Source organism: Wenyingzhuangia marina (genome assembly GCF_900130035.1).
Lineage (GTDB): Bacteria > Bacteroidota > Bacteroidia > Flavobacteriales > Flavobacteriaceae > Wenyingzhuangia > Wenyingzhuangia marina.
Genome location: NZ_FQXQ01000004.1, coordinates 302,630 through 323,344, shown reverse-complemented (window position 1 = coordinate 323,344; position 20,715 = coordinate 302,630). Strand labels below are relative to the sequence as shown.

The window sequence follows — 20,715 nt, the reverse complement described above, 5'->3', positions numbered from 1 at the left end:
AAAAAGCCTGCTATCAAAATGATGGCAGGCTTTTTATTGTATGATTAAATAGATATAATTAAAGCTCTTGGTTTACATTCCAAGCCTCTAAAATATCTTTTATTTCTTTGATAAACATTCCACCCAAAGCTCCGTTAATCACTCTATGATCATAAGAATGTGAAATGTACATTTTTTGACGAATTCCAATGTAATCTCCTTCCAAGGTTTCTATTACAGCAGGGACTTTTCTAATAGCTCCCAAAGCCAAAATAGCACTTTCAGGCTGATTAATGATTGGTGTTCCAAAAATAGATCCAAATCCACCAATATTGGTTACCGTGTAAGTTCCTCCTTTAACATCTTCAGGTTTTAAAGCATTGTTTTTAGAACGAGTAGCCAAATCATTTACTGCTTTGGTCATTCCCACCAAATTTAAATTCTGAGCATTTTTAATCACAGGAACAATTAAGTTTCCATCAGGTAATGCTGATGCCATTCCTAAATTAATGGCTTTTTTAACTACTACTTTATCAACTCCATCAAAAGTAATATTTACCAATGGATACTTTTTAATAGCTTGTGCAACCGCCATCATAAAAATAGGCGTATAAGTTAATTTTTCTCCTTCTCTTTTAAAGAAAACATCTTTAACTTTATCTCTCCATTTTACAATATTGGTAACATCTACCTCAATAAATGATTGCACATGTGATGCTTTTCTTTTAGAATGCACCATATGATCTGAAATCATTTTTCCCATTCTAGACAAAGTAATCAACTCATCTCCTGAGTTCACTTCTAAACTCACTGGAGTATTCTCTACTTTTTCTGTAGTAACTTTATTTTCTTTTACGTTTGATGATTTTGGCGAACTAACCACAATATTTCCAGTTTTAGTTCTTTTATCAACATAAGCCAAAATATCATCTTTGGTTACTCTTCCATCAAGTCCTGTACCTTTTAAAGCATCTAATTCCGCCTGAGAGATTCCTTCCGTACTAGCTATTTTTTTTACGAGTGGAGAATAAAAATTTCCTTCTGTATTTGCAATACTTGTTTTTGTAGTAGTAGATACTTGAGTAATGACATCATTTACCTCTGCCTCTACAGCTGCTACAGCCTCATCAAGATTCACTTCTTCTTTACTGGTAGTATTATTTGTTGATAAGCTAACATCAGCAGCATCTGCATTTGTTTCTATTACAGCCAATACTTGTCCTATTTGAACAACATCCCCAACCTCAAACTTTTTCTCTATCAAAACTCCTGACACATCACACGGTACATCAGAATCTACTTTATCTGTAGCTATTTCTACAATAGAATCATCTAACTCAATAAAATCTCCCACTTCTTTTAACCAAGAAGTAATGGTAGCTTCTGCTACACTTTCACCCATTTTAGGTAATTTCAATTCAAATTTAGACATGTGTACTTTTTTTTGTTCTGCGAATTTAAGAAATATAGCGGTCTTATATGGTAAGAATATTAAAATACGATTTAAAAATAAAACCCGATAGCTTTCACTACCGGGTTTTAAAATTTTTATTAAAGTGATTCTTTATTTAGAACACGATGTTTAAAGTTAACTCAAACTCATCATTAATAGCTTTGTCTTTTAAGTTATCAAAGAAAGAGTTAGATCCGTAACGAATTCCAAACTTAGTTCTATCAATAACAACATTACCACTAATTGTGTTATCTTTAGTCGTTAAAGTAAAAGATTCTTTTTCTGTATGACCTTTAATAGTTAAATCTCCTTTTACTACATTTCCTTTTACACTAGTAATTACAAAAGTTGCTTCTGGAAATTTTTCTACACCAAAGAAATCATCAGATTTTAAGTGTCCTTCTAATTTTCCTTTATACTCACCTTCTAAATCTGTTACATTAATAGAGTTCATGTCTACTACAAAAGTTCCTCCTACTAATGCTCCTTTTTTTAATTTCACTTCCCCTTCTTTAAAAGAAATAGTTCCAGAATGTTCTCCTGTTACTTTTTTACCTACCCAAGTAATGGTACTTTTTTCTACTTTAATTGGGTCTTTTCCTCCTGCAAATGCAGAAACTGTTAACGCTAAAAATGCAAATCCTGCTAATACTGTTGATTTAATACTTGTTGTTTTCATCTTTTTTAATTGTTTTATTTATTTAATTTCTACTTTTTTTAATAACTCTAATAATTTCACAAGCTCTTCTTGAGTAAGTTTGTGAACCAAATTCTTTTCATAATTAATCAAAGATTGATCAATACCTGCTAACAAGTCTAGTCCTTTATCAGTAATTAATATTTCAATCTTTCGTCTGTTAGCTTCACAAACCTTACGTTCTAATAACTCTTTTTTTCTAAGCTTTTCAACCAATCTAGTTGTATTACTCATTTTATGTATCATATGGTCTTGCAATTCATATAAATTAATAGGCAAACCATCTTGACCTCTTAAAATTCGTAATATATTATACTGCTGAACTGTTAAATCATACACTTTTAAAAAACTGTTAAGATGTTCTACAACATAATTCCCTGTTAACATTAAGTTTATGACAGCTTTATTATGTATGTTTTCCATTTTTTTGACAGTTTTATCAATTGTTCATACAACAAATGTATAGACAACTATTATGCAAAACAAGCTTTTTTTCATTTATTTTTTTAGCTACTTACTCAACAAACACAGTACCTACGTATAAAACTGCGAAAAAACAGGTGCTTTTTTCTTGCAACATACGTATTAATACGTAGCTTTGTCTCAGATAAAACTTAAAAACATAAAAAACTTTATCATGAAAAAAATTATTTTATCAGCAATGATGTTAACTGGAATGTTAACTTTTGCACAAGAAGGAAAATTATCTGTATCTGGAACTGTTGATGTTTACGGAACAGTAAACACTGTTGATGGACCTGGTGCTCCTGGTTTATTAGTTGATGCTCCTGGAACAGCTACTATGTTTGGACTAGGTATGGCTAATACAATTTTTGCATACGAATCTGGTAAAGCTGGAGCTGTTGTTGATTTAGCTTACGGACCAAGATCTGCTGATGCTTCAGGATACGGAGGTATTGTTAATCAAATGTATGCTTACTATATGATTAACGATGCATTAACTGTTACAGCTGGACAGTTTAACACTTTCTTAGGATACGAAGTTATCTCTCCTGCAGCTAACTTTAACTACACAGTGTCTTACTTATTTAACGCAGGACCATTTACACATATTGGGGCAAAATTAGACTATGCTGCGTCTGAGGATTTATCTTTCATGTTAGCGGTAACAAACCCACACGGTAATTTTGGAACAGGATACGGTAATGAATTTGCTCAATTAGGTTTTCAAGCTGGTTACAAAGGTCAATACTTAAATATTGCTTATGGTGCTTATGGTGCTGATGGATTTGGTGCAACAGATCAATTATACATAGATTATACTGGAGGGTTTGATTTAACTGAGTCTTTTTACTTAGGTATTAATGCTGCTCATTCATCTTCTGCTGATGCTAAATCAGGATACCAAGGAGCTGCATTGTACTTACAATATGCTGCTACAGAAAGTTTATCTCTAGGATTACGCCCTGAATACTTTGCTTTAAATGGAGATGCTAATGCTGATGAATCTGTTACTGCAATTACTTTAACTGCAAATGCTGCATTAACAGATAATTTAAGCTTAATAGCTGACTTAAGATTTGATTCTTCTGATGATATGATGATAGAAGAATCTGGTGAAGATAGCTTAACTCAACTTACAGTTGCTGCTGTATACTCTTTCTAATTTCTTTAGATGAGTTAAAAAAATCATCTGGCAAGATGTGAGTCTTGCCAGATAACAAAAATATATTCAACCTAAATTAAACTTTCAATTATGAAAAAAATCGAAGCAATCATCAGAAAATCTAAGTTTTCTGAAGTGAAAGAAGCTTTACACGACGTAGGTGTTAACTTCTTTTCTTACTGGGATGTGACTGGATTGGGAAATGAAAAAGTGGGTAAAGTATACCGTGGAGTATCTTTTAGCACTAACGACATCCAAAGACGTCAGTTGTCAATCATTGTAAATGATGATTTTGAACAGATCACTATCGAAACCTTATTAAAAACAGCTTCAACTGGTGAAGTTGGAGATGGAAAAGTATTCGTAACAGACGTATTAGAAACTTACCGTATCCGTACTGGTGAAAAAGGTGGAGAAACTTTAAAATAAAACTAAACAAAAACTTTTAAAAAATTTATATTATGGATACAAGTGCAATTATGGGAGCTTTGTGGATAATTATATCAGGAATCTTAGTATTCTTTATGCAAGCTGGATTTACCCTAGTAGAAACTGGATTTGCTCGTTCTAAGAACGCAGGAAACATTATTATGAAAAACTTAATGGACTTAATTGTAGGTTCTTTAGGATTCTGGGCAATTGGATATACCGTTATGTATGGTGAAACTATCGGAGGATTTATTGGAACTCCTAGCTTATTTTACAACGAAGGAGCTGACATGTATAACTTATTCTTCCAAACCGTATTTGCTGCAACAGCTGCAACTATTGTTTCTGGAGCAGTAGCAGAAAGAACTAAGTTTTCTACTTATGTAATCTTCTCTTTCATTATGACTGTTATTATTTACCCAATTGCTGGTCACTGGACTTGGCAAGGAGAAGGATGGTTAACTGACTTAGGATTTGTTGATTTTGCAGGATCTTCTATTGTACACTCTGTTGGTGGATGGGCTGCCTTAATCGGTGCAATTATGGTTGGACCTAGAATTGGAAAATATAAAGATGGAGTTTCTCAAGCAATTCCAGGACATAACTTATTATTAGGAGCATTAGGTGTAATGATCTTATGGTTAGGATGGTTTGGATTTAACGGAGGTTCTCAATTAGCTTTCGGATCTGAAGAAGATGTAATTGCTGTTGGTTCTGTTTTAATTACTACAAACTTAGCTGCTGCTGCTGGTGCATTTGCTGCCTTAATGTACACTTGGTTACGTTACGGACAACCAGATATTTCTATGACATTAAACGGTGCTTTAGCTGGATTGGTATGTATTACTGCTGGTTGTGCTGCTGTAACTCCTGGTTCTGCAACTATTATGGGATTAATTGCTGGAGTTGTTGTAGTAATGTCTATTACATTTATTGATGAAAAATTAAAAGTTGACGATCCAGTTGGAGCTGTTTCTGTACACGGTGTGTGTGGTGCTTTAGGTACTTTATTAATTGGTGTATTTGCTATTGACGGTGGATTAATCAACGGTGGTGGATTTGCTTTATTAGGAGTTCAAGCTACTGGTGTATTAGCTTACGGTACATGGGCTATAGTTTGTTCTTACATTGTTTTCAAAATCTTAAAAGTTACAATCGGATTGAGAGTTTCTGAAAAAGAAGAAATTGAAGGATTAGACAAAGCTGAGCACGGAATTGGAGTTTATAACGAATAATCTTTTGTTTTAAGTTTATATGGAAAACAGCCTAAGTCTTTTTACAGAATTAGGCTGTTTTTTCTAGAAGTAAAGTTGTATATTTATTAAATTAGAAAATATTAATTAAAATGAAAAAAATTGAAGCAATTATAAGAAGATCTAAATTCTCAGATGTAAAAAGTGCATTACACGAAGTAGGTGTTAACTTTTTTTCTTACTGGGACGTTACAGCTTTAGGAAACGAAAGAATTGGTAAGGTCTATCGTGGTATTTCTTTTAGCACAGGAGATATTCAAAGAAGATTCTTATCTATCATTGTTAATGATGATTTTGAACAAATAACCATTGATGCTATATTAAAATCAGGAGCTACAGGAGAAGTTGGAGATGGTAAAATATTTGTATACGACGTACAGGAAACTTACAGAATTCGTACCGGAGAAAAAGGTGGCGGAACTTTAAGGTAATAATACTTAGATTACTTAGAATTTTTTCTAAAGTGCTAATAACATAAAAAATACGTAGGATTTTTAAATTCTACGTATTTTTTTTATTCTGAAATGGCTATTAATTTCATATCTCTTATATTTGCCGCTGAATATAAAACGAAACTGAATGAAAAAAATTGAAGCAATCATCAGAAAATCTAAATTTTCTGAAGTAAAAACAGCACTACATGAGGTAGGTGTTAACTTCTTTTCTTACTGGGATGTTACTGCATTGGGAAATGAAAGAATTGGTAAAGTATACCGTGGAATCTCTTTTAGTACTGCTGATATCCAAAGAAGATATTTATCTATAGTTGTCAATGACGATTTTGAAAAAGTAACTATTGACACCATTATCAAAACTGCTGGAACAGGTGAAGTTGGAGATGGTAAAATATTTGTGTACGATGTAAAAGAAACTTATAGAATACGAACTGGAGAAAAAGGAGGAGAAACTTTAAGATAAACAATACTATGGAAACTACATTAAACTTTACTATTAATAACTTGTGGATGATGGTATCAATAGCATTGGTATTTATTATGCACTTAGGATTTTCAACTTTAGAAGTTGGTTTGGCTAGATCTAAAAATGCCATCAATATATTATTTAAAAACTTTATGATTGTTGCTATAGGTTTACTAACCTTTGCTATCTGCGGTTTTAACCTAATGTATCCTGGAGGGGATTTTTCAATTTTTAACTTTTCTGGATTTGGGATTTCACTTCCTGAAAATGGGTTAACTGTTGACTACAACGGAAGTTTTACTTATTGGACAGACTTTTTATTTCAAGGAATGTTTGCCGCTACTGCTGCAACTATTGTATCTGGTGCTGTAGCTGAAAGAATAAAACTAGGGTCTTTCTTAATTTTCTCTTTATTCTATGTAGGAGTTGTTTATCCTATTATAGGTTCTTGGGGTTGGGGAGGTGGATTCCTAAGTCAAATGGGATTCTATGATTTTGCAGGATCTACTTTTGTTCACTCTGTTGGAGGTTGGGCAGCTGTAGTTGCCGTTATTTTATTAGGACCTCGTTTAGGAAAATATTTAGCTGATGGTTCTATAAAACCTATTGTTGGTCACAACATTCCTTTAGCTGCTTTAGGGGTTTTCTTATTATGGTTTGGATGGTTTGGATTTAACGGAGGTTCTGTTTTATCTGCAGACCCGGGGACAGTTTCTTTAGTTTTAGTAACCACATCATTGGCTGCAAGTGCCGGTATTATAGCTGCTTTTGTAACTTCATACTTAAAATTTAAAACTTATGATATCACCATGGCATTTAACGGTGCTTTGGCAGGTTTGGTTGGTATTACTGCAGGAGCAGATTTAATGTCTCCTTTGGATGCTGTTATTATCGGATTTATTTCAGGAGTCATTATTGTTTTTGCTGTTGGTATTATTGATAGATTAAAAATGGATGATCCTGTGGGAGCTATTGGTGTACATTTAATTTGTGGAACCTTTGGTACTTTGGCTGTAGGAATCTGGGGAGATAAAGGACTTTTTAATACTGGATCTTTTTCTCAACTAGGTGTACAGGCTTATGGAGTAATGGTAGTAGGAATCACTTGTTTGATAACTTCTTTTATTATTTTATTTACCCTTAAAAAGACAATAGGATTAAGAGTTTCTGAAAAAGAAGAAAAACAAGGATTAGATATTCATGAACATGGAATGAATGCTTATGAAGACATCAACTTGAACGATAACGAATAATTTTTATTATAAGACAAAAAAACCGAGCTAATTAGCTCGGTTTTTTTTTATATTTTAACTAAAGAATATCACATCTAATACCTAAAGAAACATTTCTAATTTGTGTATTTTTAAATAAAGGGTTTAAATCATACTTCGCATAAATTCCAAAACCTTTATAAGCCAAATATCCACTAACACCATAATTTAAAATACCAGTGTTAAAACCTCCTTTTTGTAATTCTTTTATTTTTAATCCATTGTCATTTTTGTATTCTAAATACTGCCTTGTTCCTAATTTAAAACCTGCAAAACCTCCAATTCCCAACCTTACAGATTGATTGGTTTTATCTCTTTTTCTTCCATTAGAATATTTTCCATTTTTAGATAAATCTAATTCTACATGTAAAGGAAAAATCATTTGTACATTTCTAAATCTACTTTCTGACAAGGTTACTGTATGAACAACTAAATCAGTACTTTCTCCATTAACTTCATGATATTGATTGTTTGTTGCACGTAAATTATTCCATAAAAATGAAACACCATATTTAAAATACATCATTCCTGATTCTTTAGCCATAAGTGTTTTCCACGTCCATCCTACTTCATAAAAATGTGATTGCCAAAATTTATAATTCGAATTATCCAAAGAAGATAACTGATGATCAACCAACACATTATTTACACCCATTGCCAAAACAAACTGAGAAGTCGTCTTTCTATTTTTTGGTTCTTTTTTTAACTCCTTTTTTTGTGGCTTATCTTTATCATCTTCTACAGCAATTTTAACCTTCTTGTTATCAATACTAAAAGAAATATCAACATCTTCTTCTATTTTAATTTCATCAATACTTTTAATTCTATCATTGGTTTTATCTTGAACCAATTGTTGTAGTTTATTCTCTTGTTCTCCTACCAAGTCTTCTATCCTTTTAGCATGATAAGCTGCTGCAGACTTTTTTAATTCGTTTGACTCCTCAAGCGTAATTGTTCTAGAGGCTAATTTTTTATTAATTTCTCCTACTTTAACTCTTAGAGAATCTTTTTGTGTTTTTGTAATTAACTCAATATTCTTAGATATTTTTTTTACTTCTTTCTCAAAATATTTTTCTTGAGAAAAAACAAATGTTGTAAAACACAACAGTAACATCAATAAATTTCTTTTCATTTTTATTTTCTTTTTAATCATTTCTATTTGCTAAACTTGTCGTTAAAGTTTTAAACTCTCCTTTAATTAATTTCATAAAACTCTTTTTAAAAGTTTCCTCGTCAACACTTTTTTCTACTTCTGCCAATAAAGTATTAGCATCTATGTTAAGACTTTGTTCGTCTAACTCTTTTTGAACTACTCTTAAAAGCTCATCTCTATCAATATGATGTTCGGTATAGTAGTTTTGAGGAATCTCTTGATCATCTGCTACAGACAACAACAAATCTTCACTACTAATTTTTATTCTAGAATTTGATTCTTTCTTGATAATGATATCTTCTATATTTTCAATCTTAACATCTAAACCGGCAACATCCAACGGTACTTCGGCTTTAATTTCATTTTTTATATGAGCCTTTTTTACAGCAGGAATCTTGAAAGAATCTGGATTTGAGACAATAGAAACCCCCTCTGATTCACTCAGTTTTATCGTTGATTTTTCTAATATTGGTTTTATCAACTTTGTACTATCAACCAACACATTATTTGCTTGTTTATTTGATGAACTCAAGTGACCTTCACTAAAACTCAACACAAATGATACTGAAATCAATAGTAATATGCTAGCAGCAGAACCTATATATAAAAACCAATTATGTTTCTTCTTTTGAGGAACTACATCTAACTGATTACTTAAACGTTCCCATGCTGAATTTGAAGGTTGTATTGTTCTAGATTTTAGTAAATCTCTAACAAGCTCATCAATATTATTTGTCTCCATTTACTGTTCTATTCATAATTATATAATTCTCTTGCAACCATTTTCTAGCTTTAAATAGTTGCGATTTAGAGGTGCTTTCTGTTATATTTAATTCTTTTGCTATTTCTGAGTGCTTATAGCCTTCAATAGCATATAGATTAAAAACCATTTTATAACCTGTAGGTAATTCATCAATTAATTTCTGAATATCTTCTAATTCTGTGCCTTCTACATTCGCTACAGCCTGTCCATCAAAGAGAAATTCTTCATCTGAGAACTGTATTGGATGTTTTTTACGTAAATACGTAATACAAGTATTTACCATAATTCTTCGTATCCAACCTTCAAAACTTCCTTCGTTCTTGAACTGAGAAATACTAGTGAAAACTTTTAAAAATCCTTGAAGCATTAAATCCTCCGCATGATGCAAATCTTTTACATATTGCCTACAAACCCCTAACATTTTAGGAGCGTATTTTTCAAACAAATGTTGCTGTGCCTCTCTTTTTTGAAGAACTGCATCAGCTATTAACTGATTTGTTGAATCATGCAATGGTATTGTTTTCAATCGTTTTTATAGTTTTTGATTCCCTACAAATATATAGACTACAAATGTTTAGAAATAGTTGCTTAAGATTTAAAAAACTTTCTTAATTAAAGATATTTAAGATACAAAAACAAAAAACCGAGCTAATTAGCTCGGTTTTTTGTTTTTGTATCTCTTTTTATAAATTATTCTACCAAACCTTCTAAGTCTAAGATAAAAGCATACTCCATAGCGGTTTCTTTTAAAGAATCAAAACGACCGGAAGCTCCTCCGTGCCCCGCTTCCATATTGGTGTATAAATACAGTTTGTTATCATCTGTTTTTAACTCTCTTAATTTGGCTACATATTTTGCAGGCTCCCAATATTGCACCTGTGAATCGTGTAAACCGGTAGTTACAAAAATATTTGGATATGCTTTTGCTTCTATATTATCATATGGAGAATAAGATTTGATATAATCATAGTAAACTTTATCATTTGGATTTCCCCATTCATCATATTCTCCTGTGGTTAAAGGAATACTTTCATCTAACATAGTTGTTACAACATCCACAAAAGGAACCGCTGAAATAATTCCATTGAATAATTCAGGATTCATATTACATACAGCTCCCATCAACAAACCTCCTGCAGATCCACCCATAGCATATAAATGTGCTGGAGAAGTCATTTTGTTATCAATTAAATACTTCGCACAATCTACAAAATCGTTAAAAGTATTTTTCTTGTTTAATAGTTTTCCATCTTCATACCAAGGTCTTCCTAAATATTCCGATCCACGAATATGAGCCAAGGCAAAAACAAAACCTCTATCTAACAAAGTTAAACGGGTAGTACTAAAACTATCATCTACAGTATGCCCATATGATCCATATGCGTACATAAATACAGAAGTATTTTCGTTAATCTTAGTATCTTTTCTGTGAACAATAGAAAGAGCTACTTTTTTTCCATCTCTGGCAGTTACCCAAATACGCTTACTTGTGTAGTTCTTTTTATCAAACTTTCCTCCTAGTACTTCTTGTTCTTTTTTAATGATTTCTTCCTGCGTATTCATATTGAAATCTATCACAGAACTTGGAGTTGTCATAGAATTATAACCAAAACGCAACCAAGGCGTATCAAACTCAGGATTTCCATATACATAAGCTGAATAAGTTTCTTCAGCAAATGGCAAGTAATAATCATGGCTTCCATCCCACTTGATAATTCTTATTTTTCCCAAACCATTTTCACGCTCTTCTAATACTAAAAAATCTTTAAAAATGGTCATGTCTTCTAACAACACATCTTCGCGGTGCGGAATTACATCTACCCAGTTTTCTTTACTTGTAGCTGTTTCAGAAGTTTTCATCAACTTAAAGTTGGTCGCTCCATCTTTGTTGGTCTGAATATAAAATGAATCATTAAAATGTGTAATACTATATTCTAAACCATCTTCTCTGGCTTGAAAAACCTTAAAATCTCCCGTAGGATTATCGGTTTCTAAATATTGATATTCCGTTTGCAAAGTGCTATAAGAACCAATTAAAAGATATTTTTTAGATTTGGTTTTACCCACATAAACACCATAAGTATCATCTTTTTCATGAAATACCAACACATCTTCTCCTGTAGTGGTTCCTAAAGTATGTCGGTAAATTTTATCACTTCTTAAAGTAACATGATCTTTTTTAGTGTAAAATAAAGTTTGATTGTCATTTGCCCAAGTTGCAGAACCTGTAGTAAATTCAATACTATCTCTTAGCATTTCTCCTGTTGTCAAATCTTTAAAAAACAAGGTATATTGTCTTCTACCTGTATTGTCTACACTATAAACCAAAATATTATTATTGGTACTTACAGACAATCCACCAACATCAAAATATTCATATCCTTCTGCCAAAACATTTACATCTAATAAAATTTCTTCTTCAGCTTCTAAAGAATCTTTTTTACGAGTGTAAATTGGGTACTGACTACCAATATCATAACGAGTTATGTAAAAATATCCATTTTTAAAATAAGGTACAGAACTATCGTCTTCTTTAATTCTGCTTTTCATTTCTTGAAACAAATCTTCCTGAAACTTTAGTGTATGCTTAGTTTCTTCTTCATAAAAAGAATTCTCTTCACTTAGGTAAGACAAGACCTTTTGTGTTTTTTCTGATGGAAACTCAGCATTCTTTTCAGTGTCTGACAAACGCATCCAATAATAATTATCAATACGTACATCTTTATGTTTTACTAACTCTGTTGGGATTTTATCGGCTACTGGAGCTGCTATTACCTTCATTTTGTGGCATTTTATTAAGAGAGCAAAAATAGCAATTCCCAATAGGATAAAGACATTTCTTTGCAGAATGTTTTTCATAGTCTTTATAATTATTTTTCTGAAGATATTAATTATCTTTTTATATTGCTCCCAAATAAAACACCATAAACTATGTTTGGAGACATGTCTAAAATGATGAGCCAATTACAAGATGCTCAAAAAAATGTAGAAGAAGCCAAAAAACGCTTAAACAATATTTTAGTAGAGGGGAGTTCTGGAGGAGGACTTGTAAATGTTACTGTTACCGCTAACAAAGAAGTTAAAAAAATTGACATTAATGAACATGTTTTAGAAGATAAAGAAGCGGTAGAAGATTATCTTATTTTAGCACTGAACGATGCTTTGGCAAAAGCTGAAAAAATTAATGAACAAGAAATGGCTCAAGCAGCAAAAAACGGAATGGGTTTAGGATTTTAACTCATTCCAAAATTTCTTAACGGTTCTTTAACATCAATAAATTTATTGATGTTTTTTATTTTACAAACCGATCACAAACCACTGATATACAGAAAAATAACATTTTTTAAACTTTTTTTATTTTTTACTTTTTCAGTTTAAAAAAAAAATTACTTTTGCTCCTATATACAAACGTAAAATGTTATTGTTTTTATTTTTCGGTTATGTGTGCATGAAGATTTTAAGTAAACATAATATGACAAGCAGTCATAACGAAATAAAAAAGTATTCTTCAAAATTTTTTCTTTTTGTAAACAATCCTTTTAAAGTTTTAAGGTTAAGACACGTGTATTTAGTAATTAGAGTATAGTATTTGTATTTTATTAAAAAAATGTCCAAATTAGTGTCTATGGAAAATTGATACTAAGGAGTTATTTATCAAAATTCAAAAACAAAAAATGCGTAACAAATACAAAGATTTAGTCAACCAAACTTTTTATTTTCCACAAGAAGAATTTAAACTTACAGATGACGACGAATTAATGTTTCACGACATAAACGTTGCAGAGCTAATAGAGGAACATGGAACACCTTTAAAAATAACTTATTTACCAAAAATTTCAGAAAACATTCAGAAAGCAAAAAAATGGTTTGCCGATGCTTTTGAAAAACACAACTATCAAGGTAAATATTTTTATTCTTACTGTACCAAAAGTTCTCATTTTAAACATGTTTTAGACGAGGCTTTAGAGAATAACATTCACATAGAAACCTCATCTGCTTTTGATATTAATATAGTTAATGCTCTATTAGAAACTGGTAAAATTAACAAAGACACCTTTGTAATTTGTAACGGTTTTAAAAGAGAACAATACATTAGTAACATTGCTGATTTAATTAATAACAAACACAAAAACTGTATTCCTATTATAGATAATTATGAAGAATTATCTTTATTAGAAGAAGAAATTAACAATAGTTTTAATGTAGGAATTCGTATTGCCTCTGAAGAAGAACCAAAGTTTGAGTTCTACACTTCTAGATTGGGTATTGGGTACAAAAACATTGTTCCTTTTTACAAAAAACAAATAGAAGAAAACCCTAAGGTAAACCTTAAAATGTTGCACTTTTTTATCAATACAGGTATTAAAGACAATGCATATTATTGGAACGAATTACATAAATGTTTAAAGGTATATGTTGCCTTAAAAAAGATTTGTCCAACCTTAGATTCTTTAAATATTGGTGGTGGTTTCCCTATCAAATCTTCTTTAGGGTTTGAATATGATTATGAATACATGGTTGATGAAATTGTGTATCAAATCAATGCTGTTTGTGAAGATGCTAAAGTAGAGGTTCCTAATATTTTCACAGAATTTGGTAGTTTTACTGTAGGTGAAAGTGGAGCGAATTTTTACAAAGTTTTATATCAAAAACAACAAAACGATAGAGAGTTATGGAATATGATTGACTCTTCTTTTATTACTACTTTACCAGATTCTTGGGCTATTAACAAACGTTTTATCATGTTACCAATTAACCGATGGAATGAAAGTTATGAAAGAGTATTATTAGGAGGATTAACTTGTGATAGTGATGATTATTACAACTCAGAACAACATAGTAACGCTATTTATTTACCTACATATCACCCCGAAAAACCTTTATATATAGGCTTTTTTAACACAGGTGCATATCAAGAATCTATAGGTGGATTTGGAGGTTTACAACACTGTTTAATTCCACAACCAAAACAATTAATAATAAACAAAGACAAAGACGGTAAATTAACAACCACCGTTTTTAGAGAAAAACAATCTTATCAAGAATTTTTAAACATTTTGGGTTATGAAAAATAACTACGCAAACATTGCTAGCGAATACGCTAAAAAAGAAACTGCTAAAGTCGTATTAATCCCAGTTCCTTATAACGGAACCGATTCTTGGCAAAAAGGTAGTGATAAAGGTCCTGAGGCTATTTTAAAAGCTTCAGAAAGTATAGAACTTTATGACATTGAAACAGATTCTGAAGTTTACAAACAAGGAATATTTTTAGCAGATGCTATCTCTGAAAACAAAACTCCAGAAACCATGTCTGCTGCTGTTTATGAAAATGTAAAAACATATTTAAACACTAAGAAATTTGTAACCATCGTTGGTGGAGAACATTCTGTTTCAATAGGAACCATTAAAGCTTTTAACGAGCATTTTGATAACTTAACTGTATTGCAAATTGATGCACACGCAGGAATTAGAAAAGAATATAAAGGATCTAAAATTAATCATAGCTGTTCTATGTATCACGCTAGTCAAGTAACCAATTTAGTACAAGTTGGAGTTCGTAGTATGGGACATATTGAAAAAACAGTCATTGATTATGACAAAGTTTTCTTTGCTCATGATTTAGCTACTGATGACTATTGGATGGAAAACGCCATTGAAGCAATGACCGATAATGTGTATATTTCTTTTGACTTAGATGGGTTTGATCCTTCTATTATGCCATCTGTAGGAAACCCAGAACCAGGAGGTTTATTTTGGTACGAAACCTTAGACTTCTTAAGAAAAGTTTTTGAAGAGAAAAATGTAGTTGGATTTGACTTGGTTGAGTTATGTCCTAATGAGCATGATAAAACTTCTGATGCTTTGGCAGCAAAATTATACTACAAAATGTTAAGCTATAAATTTGAATTAGAAAAAGATGATAGCTTAGGTATTGATGAAGATGATTTTAGTGCTAAGAAAAATAAAATCGGAAAGTTCTCTGATGACGAAGAATAAAAACGATTAAAACAACAAAACAAACAACTATATATAGTCTTTAAAATAGACAAAATAACGACAAATATTAGTTCTTATGAAAAGAATCATAATTGACCACTCAAAAGTAACAGATGAAATTTTAAACATCATTATGGAAGATTATCCTGATGGATATACTGATAGAGATGTCTTAAAATTTAAGAACCACAAAGGAGAACTTATTGAAGCTCTTGAAATTAAACTAGGTGAAGATATTTATTTGGTAAAAGTTGGTACCAAGCTAGATAAAGCCATTGACAACTTTGTTGAGGAGAATGAAGACGAGGACAACGAACCTGCTGATGATTTAGAGGTAGATGAAGATTTACTGAAAGGTGAAGATTCAGACGACGATGAAGATTAATCATAAAAAAAATAAAAAAGCCGAGCAATTTAAAATTGCTCGGCTTTTTTATTTTATGTTACATCAAAAAAATTAAAACTTAGTTTCTAATTTAATGTAATCTCTAAACTCTTTTTGTTTCTCTACATTTTTAAAAGCACCTCCAAATTCAGCCGTTACCGTTGAACTTTCAATATCCTTTACTCCTCTAGAGTTTACACACAAATGTTTTGCATCTATAATACAAGCCACATCTTCTGTTCCTAAAGCCTCTTGTAAAGCTTTTACAACCTGACGAGTTAAACGTTCTTGCACTTGAGGTCTTTTTGCAAAATGATCTACAATACGATTCATTTTAGACAAACCTACTACAGTACCTTTAGAAATATAAGCCACATGTGCTCTACCAATAATAGGCAATAAGTGATGTTCACAAGTAGAATAAACTACTATGTTTTTTTCCACCAACATTTCACCGTACTGGTAACTGTTGTTAAATGTAGACAACTTAGGTTTATTTTCTGGATTTAAACCTCCAAACAATTCCTTAACGTATGCTTTTGCCACACGTCTTGGAGTTCCTTGCAAACTATCATCCGTTAAGTCTAACCCTAACGTTTCCATGATTTCTTTAACGTTTTCCTGAATTTTCTCAATCTTTTCAGCATCAGATAATTCAAAAGCGTCTGCTCGCATTGGAGTTTTAGTCACATCACCAATGTGGTTATCTCCTATATCATCAATCTCTTCGTAGTTCATTATGTCAATTTCTTGGGACATATTTATAAAATTATAGGGTGCAAATTTACGAATTAATTACGACTTGTAGCAATTCATTTAACTTATACACCAATTGTTCACCTGTACTCATATTTTTTAACGTATAAGTACCCTCTTCTATTTCTTTTGATCCTACCAACACTACAAACGGAATGTTTCTTTTATTGGCATACATCATTTGTTTTTTCATTTTTGCATCACTAGGATACAATTCTGATTTAATTCCTTCTGCCCTTAGCTTGGCAATTGCTTTGGTCGCATAAAGCGCTTCTTCATTACCAAAGTTGATAAATAAAATATCTGGTCTTGGTTGTGCTACTTCCTCAAACAATCCTAACTCTTCTAAAACCAAATAAATCCTATCCAATCCAAACGAAATTCCAACACCACTCATATCCTTTAAACCAAAGATCCCTGTTAAATCGTCGTAACGACCTCCACCTCCAATAGATCCCATTTTTACACCTTCTGGAGCTGCTACTTCAAAAATAGCTCCTGTGTAATAATTTAATCCACGAGCCAAAGTTACATCTAACGTTAAGTTTGCCGATTGTAATCCAATCGTTTCTATGGTATCTATAATGAATCTTAATTCCTCTACTCCTTTGGTTCCTTCTGCTGAACTAGCCAACATAGTAGCTAACTGATTTAACTTTTCTTGATTGGTTCCTGTAAAATCAAAAAGTGGAGCTACTTTTTCTATGGCTTTTTCAGAAATCCCTTTTTCTAGCATTTCTTTAGTTACCCCTTCTTTACCTATTTTATCTAACTTATCTAAAGCAACTGTAAAATCGATTAACTTATCACTTGCATCAATAATTTCTGCAATTCCAGATAAAATTTTTCTGTTGTTCATTTTAATGGTAACCCCATTTAATCCCAACTTGGTAAAAACAGTATCATATAATTGAACAAAATCTACTTCTTGCCACAGAGAATCACTCCCTACTACATCTGCATCACATTGATAAAATTCTCTAAAACGACCTTTTTGAGGACGATCGGCTCTCCAAACTGGCTGAATTTGATATCTCTTAAACGGAAACTCAATTTCATTTTGATGTTGCACCACGTAACGTGCAAAAGGCACTGTTAAATCGTAACGCAAGGCTTTTTCACTAATGGCAGTTGTTAATTTTTGACTGTCTTTTTTTGCCAATAAACTTTCATCAGCTTTACTTAAGTAATCTCCAGAGTTTAAAATTTTAAAAATCAATCTATCTCCTTCCTCACCATACTTACCCATTAAGGTTTGTAGGTTCTCAAAAGAAGGTGTTTCTATAGACTGAAACCCAAAAGTTTGGAAAACAGACTTAATAGTAGCAAAAATATAATCTCTTTTTGCAACTTCAACAGGAGAAAAATCTCTAGTTCCTTTAGGAATACTTGGTTTTTGTGCCATACAAATGCCTTGTTTTTTTGAAAGCACAAATATAAATAAACTAAAAGCTAATCTATCATGAAATCAGAAGCTATTTCATAAAACAAAAAAGCAGCTTTAAAATTTCAAAGCTGCTTTTTTTAAATAATAAGTTTATGTGTTTTTTAAGATCCACACATTTCACAATCATCTGGATTTTCTCTAGATTGTAAAACCATGGCTTTAAACTCTTCTGGAGTTAAAGGTTTATCTTCTGTTTTTTTATCGTTATTTAAAGTAAACTTAATTGCATTTACTGCAGATTTAGTTCTTAAATAATACATTCCTGTTTTTAATCCTGATTTCCAAGCGTAGAAATGCATTGATGTTAATTTAGAGTAATTAGCATCTTCCATAAACAAATTTAAAGATTGAGATTGATCGATAAAATACCCTCTTTGACGAGACATATCAATAATATCTTTCATACTTAGCTCCCAGACTGTTTTATATAGATCTTTTAAATCTTGTGGAATTTCTACAATATGTTGAATAGAACCATTAGCCCTCATCAACTCTTCTTTTAAGGCATTATTCCATAAACCTAATTCTACTAAATCTTCTAATAAATGTTTATTTACAACAATAAACTCTCCTGACAATACTCTACGAGTATAAATATTAGAAGTATACGGTTCAAAAGCTTCGTTGTTTCCTAAAATTTGAGAAGTAGAAGCGGTTGGCATTGGTGCTACCAATAAAGAGTTACGTACTCCATTTTTCATCACTTCTTTTCTTAATGTACCCCAGTCCCAACGACCACTTAAATCTTCATCGTTTACACCCCACATGTTAAATTGGAATTCTCCTTGTGACATTGGAGAACCTTCAAATGTAGAATATGCTCCTTTTTTAGTTGCAATTTCCATAGATGATTCTACGGCTGCAAAATATAAAGTCTCAAAAATATCTTTATTTAATTGCTTAGCTTCATCTGAAGTAAAAGGCATTCTTAACATGATAAAAGCATCGGCCAATCCTTGAATTCCTAATCCTACAGGACGGTGTCTCATGTTAGAATTTTCCGCTTCTTTTACAGGATAGTAATTTCTATCAATAACAGTATCTAAGTTTCTAGTTACTTTTTTAACTACTTTATATAAATTTTGATGATTAAAGAATTTTTCTCCTTTATCATTTGTTTCCACAAACATTGGAATCGCAATAGATGCCAAGTTACACACCGCTACTTCATCTTTTGCTGTGTACTCCATTATTTCGGTACACAAGTTAGAAGAACGAATCACTCCTAAGTTCTTTTGGTTAGATTTTCGGTTAGCAGCATCTTTGTACAACATATATGGGTTTCCTGTCTCAATTTGAGATTCTAAAACCTTTTCCCATAATTCACGAGCTTTAATGGTTTTACGACCCTTCCCTTCTGCTTCGTATTTGATATACAATGCTTCAAATTCTTCTCCGTATGTATCATATAATCCTGGACATTCATTAGGACACATTAATGTCCATTCAGCGTTTTCTTCAACACGCTTCATAAATAAATCAGAAATCCATAAAGCCAAGAATAAATCTCTTGCACGTTTTTCTTCTGCCCCTGTATTTTTTCTTAAATCTAAGAATTCAAAAATATCAGCATGCCAAGGTTCAATGTAAATAGCAAAAGAACCTTTACGCTTACCTCCTCCTTGATCTACATAACGAGCAGTATCGTTATAAACTTTTAACATTGGAATAATTCCGTTAGAAGTTCCGTTTGTTCCACGAATGTAAGAACCTGTAGCTCTAATATTATGAATAGATAAACCGATACCTCCTGCTGATTGAGATATTTTTGCTGTTTGTTTTAATGTATCGTAAATACCATCAATACTATCATCTTGCATTTGTAATAAGAAACAAGAAGACATTTGTGGTTTTGGGGTACCTGAATTAAATAAGGTTGGGGTTGCATGAGTAAAGAATTTTTTACTCATTAAGTTATAGGTTTCAATAGCTTCTTCAATATCATCTAAATGAATACCGATCGCTACACGCATCAACATATGTTGTGGACGTTCTGTAATTTGTCCGTTAATTTTTAAAAGATAAGAGCGCTCTAAAGTTTTAAAACCAAAGTAATCATAATTAAAATCTCTATCATATACAATTGAAGAATCTAACAAAGCAGAATTTTCATCAATTACTCTGTATACTTCATCAGAAAGCAATGGAGATGCCAAACCTGTACGTGGGTTTACATATTCATATAATTCTTTCATTGTTGCTGAAAAAGATTTTTCTGTATTCTTATGTAAGTTAGATACCGAAATTCTTGCTGCTAATTTTGCATAGTCAGGATGTGCTGTAGTTAAAGTTGCTGCAATTTCTGCTGCTAAGTTGTCTAGTTCTGAAGTTGTTACTCCATCATACAACCCTTCAATCACGCGCATTGCTACTTTTACAGGATCTACCAATGGGTTTAATCCGTAACAAATTTTTCTAATTCTAGCCGTGATTTTATCAAACATCACAGACTCTTTGTGTCCATCTCTTTTAATTACGTACATAGTTGCTTTATCTTTTAAATTTGTTAGTTTTTAGAGAATAACATCCTATCAACACTATTTACATAGCATTGTAGCATATTAAAAAAAGTGATTAATTTATC

Annotated in this window: 20 protein-coding genes; 10 read left to right on the top strand and 10 right to left on the bottom strand. The window is 31.7% G+C overall.

All coding sequences use genetic code 11. The annotated features are described in order from the left end of the window. Window positions 1-58: 58 nt before the first annotated feature. The 3 genes from BUB70_RS10850 to BUB70_RS10840 all read right to left on the bottom strand — a co-directional run bounded on the left by BUB70_RS10850 (window position 59) and on the right by BUB70_RS10840 (window position 2,552). A complete protein-coding gene (locus BUB70_RS10850; protein ID WP_073121449.1) occupies window positions 59-1,411 on the bottom strand; it encodes a dihydrolipoamide acetyltransferase family protein in 1,353 nt (450 codons plus the stop codon). A gap of 136 nt (window positions 1,412-1,547) precedes the next feature. Continuing rightward, a complete protein-coding gene (locus BUB70_RS10845; protein ID WP_073121447.1) occupies window positions 1,548-2,111 on the bottom strand; it encodes a YceI family protein in 564 nt (187 codons plus the stop codon). A gap of 18 nt (window positions 2,112-2,129) precedes the next feature. Next, window positions 2,130-2,552, bottom strand: a complete 423-nt coding sequence (locus BUB70_RS10840; RefSeq protein ID WP_073121445.1) for a MarR family winged helix-turn-helix transcriptional regulator — start codon at window positions 2,550-2,552, stop codon at window positions 2,130-2,132. A gap of 214 nt (window positions 2,553-2,766) precedes the next feature. Here BUB70_RS10840 and BUB70_RS10835 point away from each other — a divergent pair, with 214 nt between their 5' ends. From BUB70_RS10835 to BUB70_RS10810, 6 genes are all read left to right on the top strand, one after another. Further along, window positions 2,767-3,756 (top strand): outer membrane beta-barrel protein, encoded by a 990-nt coding sequence (locus BUB70_RS10835; RefSeq protein ID WP_073121442.1) that lies wholly within the window; start codon window positions 2,767-2,769, stop codon window positions 3,754-3,756. A 90-nt stretch (window positions 3,757-3,846) separates the two neighbouring features. Further along, window positions 3,847-4,185 carry a P-II family nitrogen regulator gene (locus BUB70_RS10830; RefSeq protein WP_073121440.1) on the top strand — a complete coding sequence of 113 codons (339 nt, stop codon included), beginning with the start codon at window positions 3,847-3,849 and terminating at the stop codon, window positions 4,183-4,185. A 32-nt stretch (window positions 4,186-4,217) separates the two neighbouring features. Beyond that, window positions 4,218-5,420 carry an ammonium transporter gene (locus BUB70_RS10825; protein ID WP_073121438.1) on the top strand — a complete coding sequence of 401 codons (1,203 nt, stop codon included), beginning with the start codon at window positions 4,218-4,220 and terminating at the stop codon, window positions 5,418-5,420. A 110-nt stretch (window positions 5,421-5,530) separates the two neighbouring features. Then, window positions 5,531-5,869: a P-II family nitrogen regulator gene (locus tag BUB70_RS10820; protein WP_073121436.1), complete on the top strand. Its 339-nt coding sequence runs from the start codon at window positions 5,531-5,533 to the stop codon at window positions 5,867-5,869. Between the two features lie 148 nt (window positions 5,870-6,017). After that, the gene (locus tag BUB70_RS10815) at window positions 6,018-6,356 is read left to right on the top strand and encodes a P-II family nitrogen regulator (protein ID WP_073121434.1); all 339 of its coding nucleotides are present in this window, start codon (window positions 6,018-6,020) and stop codon (window positions 6,354-6,356) included. An 8-nt stretch (window positions 6,357-6,364) separates the two neighbouring features. Next, a complete protein-coding gene (locus BUB70_RS10810) occupies window positions 6,365-7,612 on the top strand; it encodes an ammonium transporter (protein ID WP_073121432.1) in 1,248 nt (415 codons plus the stop codon). A 58-nt stretch (window positions 7,613-7,670) separates the two neighbouring features. Here the strand turns inward: BUB70_RS10810 and BUB70_RS10805 are convergent, their stop codons facing one another. From BUB70_RS10805 to BUB70_RS10790, 4 genes are all read right to left on the bottom strand, one after another. Further along, a complete protein-coding gene (locus tag BUB70_RS10805) occupies window positions 7,671-8,762 on the bottom strand; it encodes a hypothetical protein (RefSeq protein WP_143155290.1) in 1,092 nt (363 codons plus the stop codon). Between the two features lie 13 nt (window positions 8,763-8,775). Further along, a complete protein-coding gene (locus BUB70_RS10800) occupies window positions 8,776-9,525 on the bottom strand; it encodes a hypothetical protein (RefSeq protein WP_073121428.1) in 750 nt (249 codons plus the stop codon). Next, window positions 9,512-10,072 carry an RNA polymerase sigma factor gene (locus BUB70_RS10795; protein WP_073121426.1) on the bottom strand — a complete coding sequence of 187 codons (561 nt, stop codon included), beginning with the start codon at window positions 10,070-10,072 and terminating at the stop codon, window positions 9,512-9,514. Before BUB70_RS10795 ends, BUB70_RS10800 begins: the two co-directional genes overlap by 14 nt. A gap of 164 nt (window positions 10,073-10,236) precedes the next feature. Next, window positions 10,237-12,327: a S9 family peptidase gene (locus tag BUB70_RS10790; RefSeq protein ID WP_073121424.1), complete on the bottom strand. Its 2,091-nt coding sequence runs from the start codon at window positions 12,325-12,327 to the stop codon at window positions 10,237-10,239. A gap of 150 nt (window positions 12,328-12,477) precedes the next feature. Between BUB70_RS10790 and BUB70_RS10785 the strand changes: the two genes are divergently transcribed. From BUB70_RS10785 to BUB70_RS10770, 4 genes are all read left to right on the top strand, one after another. After that, entirely contained in the window at window positions 12,478-12,783 is a 306-nt protein-coding gene (locus BUB70_RS10785) for a YbaB/EbfC family nucleoid-associated protein (RefSeq protein ID WP_073121421.1), read from the top strand. 437 nt (window positions 12,784-13,220) lie between these two features. Next, a complete protein-coding gene (locus BUB70_RS10780; RefSeq protein ID WP_073121419.1) occupies window positions 13,221-14,621 on the top strand; it encodes a type III PLP-dependent enzyme domain-containing protein in 1,401 nt (466 codons plus the stop codon). Beyond that, the gene (gene speB, locus BUB70_RS10775; protein ID WP_073121417.1) at window positions 14,611-15,543 is read left to right on the top strand and encodes an agmatinase; all 933 of its coding nucleotides are present in this window, start codon (window positions 14,611-14,613) and stop codon (window positions 15,541-15,543) included. The genes BUB70_RS10780 and speB overlap by 11 nt, the downstream gene beginning before the upstream one ends. 76 nt (window positions 15,544-15,619) lie before the next feature. Continuing rightward, window positions 15,620-15,928 carry a hypothetical protein gene (locus BUB70_RS10770; RefSeq protein WP_073121415.1) on the top strand — a complete coding sequence of 103 codons (309 nt, stop codon included), beginning with the start codon at window positions 15,620-15,622 and terminating at the stop codon, window positions 15,926-15,928. A 72-nt stretch (window positions 15,929-16,000) separates the two neighbouring features. On the opposite strand, the gene folE is transcribed toward BUB70_RS10770, so the two are convergent. From folE to BUB70_RS10755, 3 genes are all read right to left on the bottom strand, one after another. Next, window positions 16,001-16,687: a GTP cyclohydrolase I FolE gene (gene folE, locus BUB70_RS10765; protein ID WP_229742988.1), complete on the bottom strand. Its 687-nt coding sequence runs from the start codon at window positions 16,685-16,687 to the stop codon at window positions 16,001-16,003. Between the two features lie 25 nt (window positions 16,688-16,712). Further along, window positions 16,713-18,089, bottom strand: coding sequence for a histidine--tRNA ligase (gene hisS / locus BUB70_RS10760; protein ID WP_073121413.1), 1,377 nt, complete (start codon window positions 18,087-18,089; stop codon window positions 16,713-16,715). Between the two features lie 143 nt (window positions 18,090-18,232). Then, window positions 18,233-20,614 carry a ribonucleoside-diphosphate reductase subunit alpha gene (locus BUB70_RS10755; protein ID WP_073121411.1) on the bottom strand — a complete coding sequence of 794 codons (2,382 nt, stop codon included), beginning with the start codon at window positions 20,612-20,614 and terminating at the stop codon, window positions 18,233-18,235. Between the last annotated feature and the right edge of the window lie 101 nt (window positions 20,615-20,715).

Coding starts and splice junctions, on each gene's coding strand:
- BUB70_RS10850 (WP_073121449.1), bottom strand. CDS start 1,411: ATGTCTAAATTTGAATTGAAATTACCTAAAATGGGTGAAAGTGTAGCA.
- BUB70_RS10845 (WP_073121447.1), bottom strand. CDS start 2,111: ATGAAAACAACAAGTATTAAATCAACAGTATTAGCAGGATTTGCATTT.
- BUB70_RS10840 (WP_073121445.1), bottom strand. CDS start 2,552: ATGGAAAACATACATAATAAAGCTGTCATAAACTTAATGTTAACAGGG.
- BUB70_RS10835 (WP_073121442.1), top strand. CDS start 2,767: ATGAAAAAAATTATTTTATCAGCAATGATGTTAACTGGAATGTTAACT.
- BUB70_RS10830 (WP_073121440.1), top strand. CDS start 3,847: ATGAAAAAAATCGAAGCAATCATCAGAAAATCTAAGTTTTCTGAAGTG.
- BUB70_RS10825 (WP_073121438.1), top strand. CDS start 4,218: ATGGATACAAGTGCAATTATGGGAGCTTTGTGGATAATTATATCAGGA.
- BUB70_RS10820 (WP_073121436.1), top strand. CDS start 5,531: ATGAAAAAAATTGAAGCAATTATAAGAAGATCTAAATTCTCAGATGTA.
- BUB70_RS10815 (WP_073121434.1), top strand. CDS start 6,018: ATGAAAAAAATTGAAGCAATCATCAGAAAATCTAAATTTTCTGAAGTA.
- BUB70_RS10810 (WP_073121432.1), top strand. CDS start 6,365: ATGGAAACTACATTAAACTTTACTATTAATAACTTGTGGATGATGGTA.
- BUB70_RS10805 (WP_143155290.1), bottom strand. CDS start 8,762: ATGAAAAGAAATTTATTGATGTTACTGTTGTGTTTTACAACATTTGTT.
- BUB70_RS10800 (WP_073121428.1), bottom strand. CDS start 9,525: ATGGAGACAAATAATATTGATGAGCTTGTTAGAGATTTACTAAAATCT.
- BUB70_RS10790 (WP_073121424.1), bottom strand. CDS start 12,327: ATGAAGGTAATAGCAGCTCCAGTAGCCGATAAAATCCCAACAGAGTTA.
- BUB70_RS10785 (WP_073121421.1), top strand. CDS start 12,478: ATGTTTGGAGACATGTCTAAAATGATGAGCCAATTACAAGATGCTCAA.
- BUB70_RS10780 (WP_073121419.1), top strand. CDS start 13,221: ATGCGTAACAAATACAAAGATTTAGTCAACCAAACTTTTTATTTTCCA.
- speB (WP_073121417.1), top strand. CDS start 14,611: ATGAAAAATAACTACGCAAACATTGCTAGCGAATACGCTAAAAAAGAA.
- BUB70_RS10770 (WP_073121415.1), top strand. CDS start 15,620: ATGAAAAGAATCATAATTGACCACTCAAAAGTAACAGATGAAATTTTA.
- folE (WP_229742988.1), bottom strand. CDS start 16,687: ATGTCCCAAGAAATTGACATAATGAACTACGAAGAGATTGATGATATA.
- hisS (WP_073121413.1), bottom strand. CDS start 18,089: ATGGCACAAAAACCAAGTATTCCTAAAGGAACTAGAGATTTTTCTCCT.
- BUB70_RS10755 (WP_073121411.1), bottom strand. CDS start 20,614: ATGTACGTAATTAAAAGAGATGGACACAAAGAGTCTGTGATGTTTGAT.